The sequence below is a fragment of the Paraburkholderia sp. BL10I2N1 genome (genome assembly GCF_004361815.1).
Lineage (GTDB): Bacteria > Pseudomonadota > Gammaproteobacteria > Burkholderiales > Burkholderiaceae > Paraburkholderia.
In genome coordinates this window covers 4,022,682-4,035,230 of the sequence record NZ_SNWA01000001.1, presented here as the reverse complement: position 1 = coordinate 4,035,230, position 12,549 = coordinate 4,022,682, and the positions used below count along the sequence as shown (strand labels likewise).

Annotated in this window: 13 protein-coding genes; 6 read left to right on the top strand and 7 right to left on the bottom strand. The window is 64.2% G+C overall.

Annotated elements, in window-relative coordinates:
• Positions 1-256 precede the first annotated feature (256 nt).
• On the top strand, positions 257-961 hold the full coding sequence (locus tag B0G77_RS18705; RefSeq protein WP_166656178.1) for an FkbM family methyltransferase: 705 nt from the start codon (positions 257-259) through the stop codon (positions 959-961).
• Positions 962-974: 13 nt separating this feature from the next.
• On the opposite strand, the gene B0G77_RS18700 is transcribed toward B0G77_RS18705, so the two are convergent.
• Positions 975-1,877, bottom strand: coding sequence for a LysR family transcriptional regulator (locus B0G77_RS18700; protein WP_133663454.1), 903 nt, complete (start codon positions 1,875-1,877; stop codon positions 975-977).
• 119 nt (positions 1,878-1,996) lie between these two features.
• On the opposite strand from B0G77_RS18700, the gene B0G77_RS18695 reads away from it, so the two are divergent.
• From B0G77_RS18695 to B0G77_RS18685, 3 genes are all read left to right on the top strand, one after another.
• Positions 1,997-3,013, top strand: a complete 1,017-nt coding sequence (locus tag B0G77_RS18695) for an aldo/keto reductase (RefSeq protein WP_133663453.1) — start codon at positions 1,997-1,999, stop codon at positions 3,011-3,013.
• Positions 3,014-3,093: 80 nt separating this feature from the next.
• Entirely contained in the window at positions 3,094-4,266 is a 1,173-nt protein-coding gene (gene dinB, locus B0G77_RS18690; protein ID WP_133663452.1) for a DNA polymerase IV, read from the top strand.
• Between the two features lie 20 nt (positions 4,267-4,286).
• Complete coding sequence (locus B0G77_RS18685; RefSeq protein ID WP_133663451.1) at positions 4,287-4,742, top strand: PH domain-containing protein; 456 nt, start codon at positions 4,287-4,289, stop codon at positions 4,740-4,742.
• Between the two features lie 112 nt (positions 4,743-4,854).
• Here the strand turns inward: B0G77_RS18685 and B0G77_RS18680 are convergent, their stop codons facing one another.
• From B0G77_RS18680 to B0G77_RS18670, 3 genes are read right to left on the bottom strand one after another with little or no spacing between them, the layout of a single operon-like run.
• On the bottom strand, positions 4,855-6,099 hold the full coding sequence (locus B0G77_RS18680; protein ID WP_243751041.1) for an MFS transporter: 1,245 nt from the start codon (positions 6,097-6,099) through the stop codon (positions 4,855-4,857).
• 16 nt (positions 6,100-6,115) lie between these two features.
• The gene (locus tag B0G77_RS18675) at positions 6,116-6,616 is read right to left on the bottom strand and encodes a flavin reductase (protein WP_133663449.1); all 501 of its coding nucleotides are present in this window, start codon (positions 6,614-6,616) and stop codon (positions 6,116-6,118) included.
• Between the two features lie 51 nt (positions 6,617-6,667).
• Complete coding sequence (locus tag B0G77_RS18670) at positions 6,668-8,059, bottom strand: LLM class flavin-dependent oxidoreductase (RefSeq protein WP_133663448.1); 1,392 nt, start codon at positions 8,057-8,059, stop codon at positions 6,668-6,670.
• 246 nt (positions 8,060-8,305) lie between these two features.
• Between B0G77_RS18670 and B0G77_RS18665 the strand changes: the two genes are divergently transcribed.
• Positions 8,306-8,875, top strand: a complete 570-nt coding sequence (locus tag B0G77_RS18665) for an XRE family transcriptional regulator (protein WP_133663447.1) — start codon at positions 8,306-8,308, stop codon at positions 8,873-8,875.
• 45 nt (positions 8,876-8,920) lie between these two features.
• Here B0G77_RS18665 and B0G77_RS18660 read toward each other — a convergent pair whose 3' ends face one another.
• The 3 genes from B0G77_RS18660 to B0G77_RS18650 form a co-directional block, all read right to left on the bottom strand.
• Complete coding sequence (locus B0G77_RS18660; RefSeq protein ID WP_133663446.1) at positions 8,921-9,391, bottom strand: hypothetical protein; 471 nt, start codon at positions 9,389-9,391, stop codon at positions 8,921-8,923.
• A 169-nt stretch (positions 9,392-9,560) separates the two neighbouring features.
• The gene (locus B0G77_RS18655) at positions 9,561-9,800 is read right to left on the bottom strand and encodes a hypothetical protein (protein ID WP_133663445.1); all 240 of its coding nucleotides are present in this window, start codon (positions 9,798-9,800) and stop codon (positions 9,561-9,563) included.
• A gap of 57 nt (positions 9,801-9,857) precedes the next feature.
• A complete protein-coding gene (locus tag B0G77_RS18650) occupies positions 9,858-11,288 on the bottom strand; it encodes an MFS transporter (RefSeq protein WP_133663444.1) in 1,431 nt (476 codons plus the stop codon).
• Positions 11,289-11,425: 137 nt separating this feature from the next.
• Between B0G77_RS18650 and B0G77_RS18645 the strand changes: the two genes are divergently transcribed.
• A complete protein-coding gene (locus tag B0G77_RS18645; protein WP_133663443.1) occupies positions 11,426-12,478 on the top strand; it encodes an NADP(H)-dependent aldo-keto reductase in 1,053 nt (350 codons plus the stop codon).
• Positions 12,479-12,549 lie beyond the last annotated feature (71 nt).

Sequence of the window (12,549 nt, the reverse complement as noted above, 5' to 3'; positions counted from 1 at the left end):
GGGGCGTTTTCGGGCTCACTAGTGAAGTGTTCGATTCTTGATGGACTTATATGGATCCGGCGTTTCCAATCGCGCAAGGCTCACGAGTGTAAGGCTGGCGCCATCAGTGACTACGTCGCCCATCACAACACCATCCCCAAACGGTTCATCTGGACCAAAAGCGCTCGCGACACTCCGCAGAAGGTCATTTGCGTGAACAGCCGCATAAGTTCCAGACAGAATGGTACGCTCCACTAGTGAACTCCAGGAGAACTCAATGGATAGAATCAGCGGGCATACTTTCTTCCGGCGGTTTTTGCAGCGGGACAGCACTGTTATTGATCTGGGCGCGAACATCGGCACATTTTCCCGGTTGATTTCGGAGAGGTACGAATGCGTCTGTTACGCGGTCGAGCCGAATCCCGACTGTTTTGCGCGGCTCGGCGGCATGGCGCGCGTGAAGCCGTTCAACCTCGCGATTGCCGATCGTGAAGGGACGATGAGCTTCTTCGTGGCGGCGAATTCGGAGGCATCGTCTTTCGTTCGCACCAGCGAGAACAATCGCGAGATCCATGTGCCCACTGTGCGGCTCGACGTGTTCACGCAGCAGCAGGGGATCTCGAAGATCGATCTGCTGAAGGTCGACATCGAAGGCGCCGAGGTGCCGCTGCTCGATTCGCTGACAGACGCGTTCCTGCGTAACATCGGCCAGATCGCGATCGAATTCCATGATTTTTGCGGCCTTGTGGAGAAGAAGGACGTCGCGCGGCTTGAGCGGCGGCTCGAATCGCTGGGATTCCGGTCGATCAATTTCTCGAAGGAATCGCACGGGCACGAAGATCATCTGTTCGTGAACCGGGCGCGGTGTCCGGTCGGCTACGTCGAGTACGCGGCCACGAAGTATGTGACGAAGTACCTGCTGGGCGTAGGCCGCATCATCGACCGCTGGAGGCGCGGCGGCAGCAGGGCAGCCATGTCTTGATCTGGACGGCCAGTCATCCACCCGTGCCAGAATCGCGCAGGAAGTCCACCAGCGCTCTGAGCGGACCAGGCATGTGCGTGCGGCTCGGGTAATAGAGGAATGGCCCGGAGAAGCTCTGCCACCAGTCCTGAAGCACCGGTACGAGCGTGCCGCTCTGGATGGCCGGTCGCAGAAATTCCTCGAACGTGTAGATCACACCAAGGCCGGCCACCGCCGCGCTCCTTTCCAGTTCGATAACCGATGCGACCAGCGGCCCATCCGGCGTGATCCGTATCACTTCTCCCCGGCGTTCGAATTCCCACGCTGCCAGTGCGCCGCTGTCGAACCGATGTCCGATGCAGGCATGCTTCAGCAGATCGCGAGGATGCCTGGGCTCGCCGCGGTCGGCGAGATAGGCTGGCGCGGCGGCGGCCATGAAATGTTGTCTGCGCGGGCCGATCGGCACAGCAATCATGTCACGCTCGATACGCTCGTCATACCGGATGCCCGCATCGAAGCCAGCGGCAAGCACATCGATGAAGGTGTCGTTGGTCGTGACTTCAAGCGTGATGCCCGGGTGCGCCGCGAGGAAACGCGGCAGCAGGGCGGGAAGAATCTCGCGAGCAGCAATCGAGGGCACGTTGAGCCGCAGTCTGCCCGTCGGACTGTCGCGGAAGCTGTTGAGCGCGTCGAGCGCGCTGGTGATTTCACCGAACGCGGGCCTCAGGCGGTCGAAGAGACGCTGGCCGGCCTCTGTCGGCGTGACACTGCGCGTCGTGCGGTTGAGCAGGCGTACCCCGAGCCGGCCCTCGAGCCGCCTGATCGCCTCGCTCAGCGACGAAGCCGACACGCCGCGCACGACCGCCGCCTGTCGAAAGCCGCGCGCCGTCGCGACAGCCACAAACGCGCTCAGGTCGGAAAGATCGGGTTCGCTCATTGTGCAGTTTTTCGTACAGCCTGGTCGGATCGAGATGGATTATCGCACGCCGTGTTTAGTCCCATAATCCCTCTCGACCGCCTGCCATCCCGCGTGCGGCATGATGAACGAGGTATGACATGAAGCAACTTCGACTGGGCAAGACCGGGCCGCAAACGTCGGCGATCGGCCTCGGCTGCATGGGTATGTCAGGCATGTACGGGCCGTCGGATCGTGCCGAAGGCATCGCCACGATTCACGCGGCGCTCGAAGCGGGCGTGACGCTGCTCGACACTGGCGACTTCTACGGTTCGGGGCACAACGAGATGCTGATCGGGGAGGCGTTGAAGAGCGCGCCGCCGTCGCGCCGCGACGCTGCGCTCATCAGCGTCAAGTTTGGCGCGTTGCGTGATCCGGCGGGTGGCTGGTCGGCACTGTACGACGCCCGTCCCGAAGCGGTGAAGAATTTCCTCGCGTACTCGCTGCAGCGACTGGGTGTCGATCATATTGATATCTATCGCTCTGCACGGCTGGATCCCAATGTGCCGGTCGAAGACACGGTCGGCGCGATGGCGGATATGGTCAAGGCGGGCTATGTGCGAAACATCGGCTTGTCGGAAGTGGGCCCGGAGACGATCCGGCGCGCCGCGGCCGTGCATCCCATCAGCGATCTGCAGATCGAATACTCGTTGATTTCGCGCGGCATCGAAGACGGCATTCTGGCGACGTGCCGTGAACTGGGCATCGGCGTGACTGCGTATGGCGTGCTGTCGCGCGGTCTCATCAGCGGGCACTGGCAAAAGGACGCGGCCGGCGCAGGCGATTTCCGGGCCTTTAGCCCCCGCTTTCAGGGCGAGAACGTCGAGCGGAATCTGGCGCTCGTCGAGGCGCTGCGCAAGATTGCTGACGCGAAGGGCGTGTCGGTCGCGCAGATCGCGATTGCGTGGGTGTCGGCGCAGGGTGACGACATCGTGCCGCTGGTCGGCGCGCGCCGTCGCGACCGGCTTGCCGAAGCGCTTGGGTCGCTGGATGTCGCGCTGAGCGATGCCGATCTGGCGGCGATCGCGCAGGCGGTGCCGAAGGGCGCCGCGGCGGGTGAGCGTTACGCGGCAGCGCAGATGGCGCGCCTCGACAGCGAAGCAGGCAGCCGTCACTAGCCGGGCCGCTTGCGGCTGAAGGGAGACTTCACCCCACGCCTCACGCCCGCCAGCCCGAGTTCGTTTACGATATCGGGACGATGAATCCAGCAATGCGCCGCATCGCTCACCTGGACATGGACGCGTTTTACGCGTCCGTCGAGTTGCTGCGGTATCCCGAACTAAGAGGCCAGCCGGTGGTGATCGGCGGCGGCCGCAATGCCGCGCCCGAAACGCTCGACGACGGCACCAGACGCTTCCGGCGGCTGCGTGATTACGCGGGCCGCGGTGTTGTCACGACCTCCACCTACGAGGCCCGCGCGCTTGGCGTGTTTTCAGCGATGGGGATGATGAGGGCGGCGCAACTGGCACCCGACGCCATCCTGCTGCCCACCGATTTCGACTCCTACCGCCATTACTCGCGTCTCTTCAAGACCGCGGTGGCGACATTCACGTCGCAGATCGAAGACCGTGGCATCGACGAAATCTACATCGATCTCGCCGATGTCCCCGGCGAGCCCGCCGACATCGGCGCAAAAATCAAGCAGGCAGTGGGTGACGCCACTGGCTTGACCTGCTCGATCTGCATCGCGCCCAACAAGCTGCTGGCGAAGATCGGCTCCGAACTGGACAAGCCGGATGGTCTCACCATCCTGACGATGGCAGACGTGCCGGGGCGGATCTGGCCGCTGCCGGCGCGCAAGGTGAACGGCATCGGGCCGAAGGCGAATGAAAAGCTGGCCGCGCTTGGCATCGTCAGTGTCGGCGATCTGGCGAGCGCGGACCTCGGGCTGCTGCAGACGCATTTCGGACGGAGCTATTCCGCGTGGCTTGCCGAGGTGTCGCAGGGTTTCGACGAACGTCCGGTGGTGGTGAGTTCCGAACCCAGGTCGATGAGCCGGGAGACTACCTTCGAGCGCGACCTGCATCCGCGCCACGATCGCGCAGCGCTGTCCGCGGCGTTCACCGGCCTGTGCGTGCGGGTAGCGGACGACCTTCGGCGCAAGGGCTATACTGGCCGCACCGTCGGTATCAAGCTGCGCTATGACGACTTCAAAACGGTGACGCGCGATCTGACCATTCCCGTGCAAACGGCCGATGCAGTCGAGATTCGCCGCGCCGCAACAGAATGTCTCAAACGCGTCCCGCTGAACCGGCGGCTGCGGCTCCTGGGCGTGCGTGTCAGTGCGTTGACACCGGTCGGCAGCGAACCCGTCGCGCCGCACCCGGCGCAGGCGGAACTGCCGTTCCCGACCGAAGAGCAGGGCAATTGATCAATGAAAGGACAAGTGTGATGGCGAGGCAGGTGATTTTCAGCGGTGCGCCTTCTCAGGTCATCAATATTCCGGCGTTTCTGAAAGGCGGCGTGGTCATCGCGCTGGTTGGCGCGATCCATCTCTATGCGTCGGATGAATTCCCGTTCCAGTGGCGTCTCGTGCTGATCCAGGCAGCGGCTGTCATGATCGGTGTCGGCTTGCCGTTCCTCAAGACGGCGCTTACCGAGATCGTTATTGACACCGAACGGATCACCTGGACCCAAGGAATCCTGCGTCGGCGCGTGTCGAGCCTGGATCTTTCGCTTATCAGAGGTGTGACGACGGTTCATCCGTGGTGGCAGCGAATCTTCGGTACCGGCTCGGTCATCCTGAAGACGAGCGACGCGGCTCATCCGGTGCGACGTTTGCCGGGTATCAGGAACGCGGAGCAGTTGCGCAAGCGTCTCGAAGAGGTGACGGTGCACGGCGCCTGAGCCGTGGGGCGATGCAGGTGGTCGGCGCGCATGGCGCGCGGCGAGCGTAGGGCGCTTGCGGCGCGGGCATGCGCAAGCTCAATCCCCAGCGCGGCAACCGAAGCGCGTTGAACTATCCTTTGCCGCCCGCCAGCCGTCGCGCATCGGGGTGACGGCGCAGGCGCGCCATCGCGATACAGCCAAGGAACGGGCCCGCCGCGAGCATGCTGAACGCGCCGGGCCAACCGGCGAACGCCACGACGTCAGGCACGAGATGAATGCTGACGAGCGTGAGCAGAAAGCCCGCACAGGTTTGCGCGGTAAGCAGCGTGCCGATCGAGTTGGGCTCGGCGAGTTCTGCGATGCTGGCCGAGAACTGTGCCGAATCGGCAATCACCGACACGCCCCACACCAGCGCAACACCCACGACGAGCCATACCGGCGCGCCCAGAAGCCAGCCCATCACGGCCGCACATGCGCCGCTCACGGCCATTGCGCCGATCGTGACCGTCGTGCGCCCGACACGGTCTGCCAGCACACCGCCGAGCCACGCGCCGAGCGCGCCCGCCGCCACCGCGGCGAACGTCAGCCATTCGGCCGCCTGTCGTGCGTGACTGATGCCAGCGGCTGCGAAGCTCGTCTGCAGGAACACGGCGAGCCATGCCCACATCGCATACAACTCCCACATGTGACCGAGGTAACCGAGGTTCGCGAGCCGCAGCGCGGGGTTGCGCCATGCGCCGGCCAGCGCGGACCACTGGATGCGCGTCGCGCGGGCCATGGTGGGCCCGACATCGCAGAGCAGGATCGCGATACCGGCGAGGAGGGCGCAGAGCGCGGCTATCGCATAGATCGCGCGCCAGCTCGATCCGCCGAGCGCCGCAAGCAGATGCGGGCTCGCCGAGCCGAACGTCAGCGCGCCGACCAGGAGGCCGATCAACAGGCCGAGATCGCGGTTCGCCCACGTGGCGGCGAGGCGCATGCCGACCGGATAGACGCCCGCCATGCACATGCCGGTCAGAAAGCGCAACGCGATCGCGGCCACGCCCGCCGGTTCGATGAACGCGAGGCAAGCGGTTGCGCTGCCCGCGACCAACGCGCTCGTCATGAAGAGCCGTCGGGGATCGTAGCGATCCGCGAGCGACAGCAGCGCGCTTGTAATCGTGCCGGCGACGAAGCCCGCCTGGACCGCGCTCGTCAGCAAGGTTGCCTGCAGCGCGGAGATACCCTGCACCTGCCTGACGATCGCGACGACCGCCGACGACGAGAACCACACGCTCATCGCGCCTACCTGACACAGCAGCAGGATGACGAGCGAGCGCGTCTTGCCGCGCTTCGTGCTGGCGGGTTGGGCGAGGCCGGGAGGAGAGGTCGTCACGTGCGAGGAGCCAGGGTTAGGCGACATGCGCGGACACAGCGCCAACGCGATGGTAGTTGCGCCCATAGTAGATCAGTGCATCGCAGCCGTCGCGGGTTCGCGCTGCCTTCACCGCGCAGAAGAACACCGTATGCGTACCGACCTCGGTGACGGACTCGATCTCGCAGTCGAGCGATGCGACAGCGCCGTGCAGCGCGGGCGCCCCTGTGACGAGCGTGTCCCACTGCGCAGCCGCGAAACGCCCCTCCATGGACAGCGCAGGCGTGGCGAACTTCGCGGCGAGCGTCTGCTGTTCCGCGCTCAGCACGTTGACGCACAGGCGACCGTTGTCGCGGAACGCCGCATTGTTGCGGCTGCTGCGATTGATGCAGACGAGCAGGGTAGGCGGCTCATCCGTCACGCCGCAGACGGCCGACGCCGTGCAGCCGGCGCGTCCGGCTTCGCCATCGCTGGTGATGATGTTGACGGCGGCGCCCAGTCCGGCCATCGCGTCGCGGAAGGTGGCTTTGTCGACCATAGGATTCTCTGCGATAAAGATCGTCGTGCTACCGGCTTGCCGCTTGCTGCGTCAGCAGGTTGGGTCGGCTGGCGCTGCCGCGCATGACGGCGCGCGAAACTGCGCAGCCGTGTGGCTGGCCGGCAGACGGGCGTGACCGAACAGCTTTTCGCGCAGACTGCCTTCGCGATAGGCACGCTTGTAGGCGCCGCGCTCCTGCAGGATCGGCACCACAAACTCGATGAAATCGTCGAAGCATTCGGGCGCGACCGTACGCGACAGATTGAAACCGTCGACGCCCGCCTCAGTGCTCCAGGCGATGAGTTCGTCGGCGACGCGTTCGGCTGCGCCGACGAGCGGCGTCTGGCGGCTACCCAGCACCATCTGTTCGAGCAGTTTGCGCTTCGTCCACTTCGGGCCAGCCGCGCGAGTCATCGCTTCGACGTTCGACACGATTGCCTGACTCTTGCCGGTTTCGATCGGCTCGTCGAGGTCGTAGCGGGCGAAATCGATGCCGAGGGAGGCTGCTGCGTGGACGAGCGCCGCTTCGGAATTCACGTAGCGCTGGTACCCGGCGTATTTTTCCCGTGCTTCCGCATCGGTACGGCCGGTAATCACTGTCTGGCCGAGGAAAACCTTGATGTCATCTGCGCTGCGGCCGCGCGCGACGGCTTGTGCCCGAATGTCGTCGACGATGGCTTTTACGGCGGGTTTCGCCTGGCCGTTGACGAAGACGCATTCAGCATGGGCCGCGGCGAACTGCTTTCCGCGCGTCGACGAGCCGGCCTGATAGAGCACCGGCGTACGCTGCGGCGAAGGTTCGCTCAAATGCATGGCGTCGACGCGATATTGTTTGCCATGATGGTGAATCACATGAACCCTGGCAGGATCCGCGTAGATGCCCTGTGCCTTGTCGCGCAACACGGCATCGTCCTCCCAGCTGCATTCCCACAGCTTGTAGACGAGTTCCATGTATTCGTCGGCGAGGTCGTAGCGGTCGTCGTGCGCCATCTGGCCCGTGAGGCCGATCGCGCGCGAGGCGCTATTCAGGTAGCCGGTGACGATGTTCCAGCCGATACGTCCACGTGTCAGATGATCGAGCGTCGACATGCGGCGCGCGAACAGAAACGGCTGCTCGACGGTGAGATTGCACGTCACGCCGAACGACAGATGACGCGTCGCGGCGGCCATCGCCGGAATCAGCAGGGTCGGGTCGTTGACCGGCACCTGCACGCCGCCGCGGATCGCGCCATCCGGGCTGCCGCCGTAGACATCGTAGACACCCACCACATCGGCGAAGAAAATGCCGTCGAAAAGACCAGCCTCCAGCGTGCGTGCGTAATCGGTCCAGTATTGCAGATCGGTGTAGCGGTCAGAGCGATCGCGCGGGTGCGTCCATAAACCCTGCTGGATGTGCCCGACGCAGTTCATGTCAAAAGCGTTGAGGAGGATTTCCTTCGGCATGGCGTGTTCCGGTGGAGGTTGCGGAGTACCTGCGCTCACACGACCTGACTGCGCTTCGCACGTTGATCGTGCGTTTAATATAGTGGACAAAAAAACACTATGCAAGACGTTGTGTGAAGCTAGGACCTGCAGCAAACTGAATGAATCCGCCGGATCTCAAGCTGGCCTGACGGCGCCCGGGTCCTGAACAGGCCGCCGGTATAATGCGTGGCGGCAAAAACCGCTCCTGTCTATCCTCTTTCCTCCATGTCCGATTCCGCGTCGATCGATCTGAACCTTGCGATTTCCTCCCGCGTGAAGATCGAGCGCGAGGCCCGGAACTGGTCGCTGAGCGAACTCGCGGAACGCTCCGGCGTATCGAAGGCGATGATCAGCAAGATCGAGCGCGGCGAAGCGAGTCCGACCGCGACGGTGCTCGGCCGGCTGTCGGGTGCTTTCGGCTTGACGCTGTCAACGCTTCTGGCGCTAGCCGAGCAGACCGGTGAGCGACTCGCGCGCCGCGAGCAGCAGGTGCTCTGGCGCGATCCGGAAACGGGTTACACGCGTCGCCGGGTATCGCCCGCGACGGGCGGCGTGCTGGAGTTGCTCGAGATCGAGTTACCGGCTGGCGTGAGCGTGCCGTATCCGTCGGATGCTTTCGTGTTTCAGCATCAGCAGATCTGGGTCACACGCGGAACGCTGACGTTTCGCGAAGGCTCACAGACCCATCAACTGAATGCAGGCGACTGTCTGCAACTGGGCGCGCCAGCGGATTGCGAGTTCTTCAACCCCGGGGCGGAGCCCTGCGTGTACGTCGTCGCGCTCGTGCGCCGCTAGGAAAACCAGGCTGCGCCCACGTCTGGCGCGCTGATCACGCGCACGTCATTTTCCCGACACCACCAGTTTGAGCTTGTTCGCGCCTGCGGTCGTAGCGGTGATCTGCGTGCGCTGCCCGCGCGCGCCGAGATAGAAGTGCTGGCGGGCCGGCGAGTTCTGGTCGTGCGTTGCGTCAGGCAGACACGATGCGATATCGGCCGCGACGGCCTCCAGCGCATCCGTGGTGGAGCCGGCGTCGTGACGTGGAGTCCATAGACATTGATAGCTGGCGTGGCTCGCGCTGCACTGCGTGTCGTCGCCATAAGGTTGCGCCACGTTTCGGCTGTCGTCCGGGCTTAGCGACGCGAATCCGTCCGGGGCCGCTGCGACGATCCGTTTGAGTGCGGCGCACGGACTCGGCGTGTCGTCCGAGCGGGCGACGCCAGGCAGCAGCGCACCGATCGCCAGCACGATGATCGATAGCGCAGCCTTCGACGCGAATGCCGTGTCTGAAACAGTCTGGTTGAGTTTTTCCATGATGCCCTTCCTTACTCTGTGTGCACGCTGCGCGCCGAAAGCTCCGTCGCGCAGTTTTCCTGGCTATTGCAACTATTTCCGCGCCTGGATCGTCGGTTGAGGTCTGGCGTGGTCTTCTTGTCAGTCGCGGTTTGCACCTGGTTTGCACCTTTTGCGCAGGGCCGCTGTCCTAGCGTTTCAGGTCCGGACGAATCGACCGGTCGGAAGCGGGGGACTCTGATTGATCGGGCGACTCGGCGAGAAACGGTTCAAGGCCGAATATCCGCGCGATGCCGAGCGCGAGCGATTCGGAGAACGTGCCGCCTTTCTTCCGCGCGACCGGGTCAAATGAAATCAAGGAATCGGGCGCCGGCGGCGGGGCAGACGGGCCGTCGAATTCGGCGGGAGCGGGCATCTCATTGACGTTCATGGCGACGATCCTTCGCGGGTGCGGTGGCGCCATCTTTCAGCAATCGGCGTGCCCGGCTCAGGCCTCGGTCCTGCCATGTCCGCTGACGTGCGCGCCCGCGTGCCGGTCGAGCTTGATCACGTCGAGGAGCGCGGCACCGCCCAATGCCGCGACAAACAGGAAGGCGAGACTGAAGTCGGCGGGCGTCACCGACTGCGCTTCGTGCCCGTGCGCCCATGCCGCGATCCGCAATGCGATCGCGCCGAACGCAACGCCCATGCCCATCGTCATCTGTCCGAGCGTGCTCGACAGCGTCGATGCGCCGCTCATCTGGAGCTTCGGCACATCGGCAAAGCTGAGCGTATTGATGGCGGTAAATTGCAGCGACCGCGCGAGACCGCTGACGAACAGTACGGCAACGATCCAGAAGGCCGGCGTCGAGGGGGTGAGCAGGCTCATCGCCGCCAGTGACAGCGCGGCAAACGCGCCATTCGCGAGCAGCACCGAGCGAAAGCCGAAACGCCGCATCACGGGCGTCGTGACGAGCTTCATGGCGAGATTGCCGGCGAAAACGGCAAGTGTCAGCAAGCCGGAGCGGAAGGCGTTCATGCCGTAGCCGACCTGAAACATCAGCGGCAGAAGAAACGGCACGGCGCTGATCGAGACGCGAAAGAGGGACCCGCCGCCCATCGCAACGGCGAACGTTTTCACCTTGAACGCGGAGAGATCGACGACCGGATACGGCGCGCGTCGCAGATGAACGAGCGCGGCCACGCCTGCCGAGATCCCCACCGCGAGACAGGCCAGTACCCGAATCCACGGCGCATCGGCGCGGCCGGTCAGCTCCATCCCATACATCACCGCCGTACAGGCGACGCCCGTCAGCACGAAGCCCAACGCGTCGAACGGGCGCTTGTCTGCGTCACGCTCGTTGCCGATAAAGCGCCACGCGAGAACAAGCCCGATCAGGCCGAGCGGCAGGTTCAGCCAGAAAATCCAGCGCCACGAAGAGTACGTCGTGATGAGCCCGCCGAGCGGCGGCCCGATCACCGGCGCGACGAGGCCTGGCCACGTGATGATCGAGATCGCGCGCATCAGGTCTTCCTTGCGCGTCGCGCGCAGGACCGCGAGGCGTCCCACCGGTACCATCATCGCCCCGCCGATGCCCTGGACGATGCGCGCCGCCGTGAATTCAACCAGCCCGTTGGTCATCCCGCACACCACCGACGAAGCCGTGAACACCGCGAGCGCCGCCGTGAACACGTTGCGCACGCCGAAGTGGTCGGCGGCCCAGCCGCTGATCGGAATGAAGACGGCGAGTGTCAGCAGATAGGACGTGATGCCGATGCTGAGATCGACCGCATGCACATTGAACGAGCGCGCCATCTGCGGCAACGCGGTGGCGATGATCGTGCCGTCGAGGTTTTCCATGAAGAATGCCGCCGCCACCAGCATGACGATCAATGATGGATCACCTGAGCGCATGGCAGCGGGCGAGGAACCTGACATCTGCATGACTCTCCACAAGAAAGGCGGCCCATCCGCGTGAGCTGCGCAGGTGCGTCATTCTAGCGGCCCTGCACGGGTTGCGCGCCGGCGTGGTAACTTCAGCGTTTTCCGTTCACTCAACCAACAGGAACAGTTCGATGGAATACCGCAGACTCGGCGCAACCGATGTACAGGTCAGCGTAATCGGCCTCGGCACGATGACGTGGGGCGAGCAGAACACCGAAAGCGAAGCGCATGCGCAGATCGACTACGCGCTGGACCACGGCGTCAACCTGATCGACGCGGCGGAGATGTACCCGGTGCCGCCGCGTCCTGAGACGCAGGGCTCGACCGAACGTTACATCGGCACGTGGCTCGCGCAGCATCGCAGCGCGCGCGAAAAAATCGTGCTCGCCACCAAGATCGCCGGCCCGGCGCGCCAGCCGCACAATCCACGGCACATTCGCGGCGAAGGTAACCAGTTCGACCGCAAGAACCTCACCGAAGCGCTCAACGACAGCCTCAAGCGCCTGCAGACGGATTACGTCGATCTGTACCAGCTGCACTGGCCAGACCGCAGCACGATGACGTTCGGCCGTCCTGCCTACCCCTGGATCGACGATGCGTACACGGTGCCGATCGAAGAGACGCTGTCGGTGCTCGCTGAGTTCGTGAAGGAAGGCAAGGTTCGGCATATCGGTGTGTCGAACGAAACCCCGTGGGGCGTCGCGCAGTTCCTGCGCGCGTCGGAGAAGCTGGGCCTGCCGCGCATCGTCAGCATCCAGAATCCGTATAGCCTGTTGAACCGCACCTTCGAGACCGGCCTGTCCGAGTTCACGCACCGCGAAGGCGTGGGGCTTCTCGCATACTCGCCGCTCGCGTTCGGCTGGCTGTCGGGCAAGTACGAAGGCGGCGCGCGTCCAGCTGGCGCGCGGATCACGCTGTTCGAACGCTTCCAGCGCTACAGCAAGCCGCAGTCGGTGCAGGCGACCACGCGTTACGTCGAGCTCGCGAAACGCCATGGCCTGTCGCCGGCGCAGTTCGCTCTCGCATTCGTCAACAGCCAGCCTTTCCTGACGAGCAACCTGATCGGCGCGACGTCGCTCGATCAGCTGAAGGAAAACATCGCAAGCGCCGAGCTGAAGCTGTCGCCGGAAGCGCTCGCGGAAATCGACGCTTTGCACGAACGGCAGCCGAATCCGGCTCCGTAAGCCGTACTGACTTCTGATTCATGTGGCTGGTATCGCAAACAGGCTGCCCCGGTTTCTCCGGCGGCAGCCTG

Excerpts from the sequence above, each read along its gene's own strand:
- B0G77_RS18705 (WP_166656178.1), top strand. The coding sequence starts at position 257 with ATGGATAGAATCAGCGGGCATACTTTCTTCCGGCGGTTTTTGCAGCGG.
- B0G77_RS18700 (WP_133663454.1), bottom strand. The coding sequence starts at position 1,877 with ATGAGCGAACCCGATCTTTCCGACCTGAGCGCGTTTGTGGCTGTCGCG.
- B0G77_RS18695 (WP_133663453.1), top strand. The coding sequence starts at position 1,997 with ATGAAGCAACTTCGACTGGGCAAGACCGGGCCGCAAACGTCGGCGATC.
- dinB (WP_133663452.1), top strand. The coding sequence starts at position 3,094 with ATGAATCCAGCAATGCGCCGCATCGCTCACCTGGACATGGACGCGTTT.
- B0G77_RS18685 (WP_133663451.1), top strand. The coding sequence starts at position 4,287 with ATGGCGAGGCAGGTGATTTTCAGCGGTGCGCCTTCTCAGGTCATCAAT.
- B0G77_RS18675 (WP_133663449.1), bottom strand. The coding sequence starts at position 6,616 with ATGGTCGACAAAGCCACCTTCCGCGACGCGATGGCCGGACTGGGCGCC.
- B0G77_RS18670 (WP_133663448.1), bottom strand. The coding sequence starts at position 8,059 with ATGCCGAAGGAAATCCTCCTCAACGCTTTTGACATGAACTGCGTCGGG.
- B0G77_RS18665 (WP_133663447.1), top strand. The coding sequence starts at position 8,306 with ATGTCCGATTCCGCGTCGATCGATCTGAACCTTGCGATTTCCTCCCGC.
- B0G77_RS18660 (WP_133663446.1), bottom strand. The coding sequence starts at position 9,391 with ATGGAAAAACTCAACCAGACTGTTTCAGACACGGCATTCGCGTCGAAG.
- B0G77_RS18655 (WP_133663445.1), bottom strand. The coding sequence starts at position 9,800 with ATGAACGTCAATGAGATGCCCGCTCCCGCCGAATTCGACGGCCCGTCT.
- B0G77_RS18650 (WP_133663444.1), bottom strand. The coding sequence starts at position 11,288 with ATGTCAGGTTCCTCGCCCGCTGCCATGCGCTCAGGTGATCCATCATTG.
- B0G77_RS18645 (WP_133663443.1), top strand. The coding sequence starts at position 11,426 with ATGGAATACCGCAGACTCGGCGCAACCGATGTACAGGTCAGCGTAATC.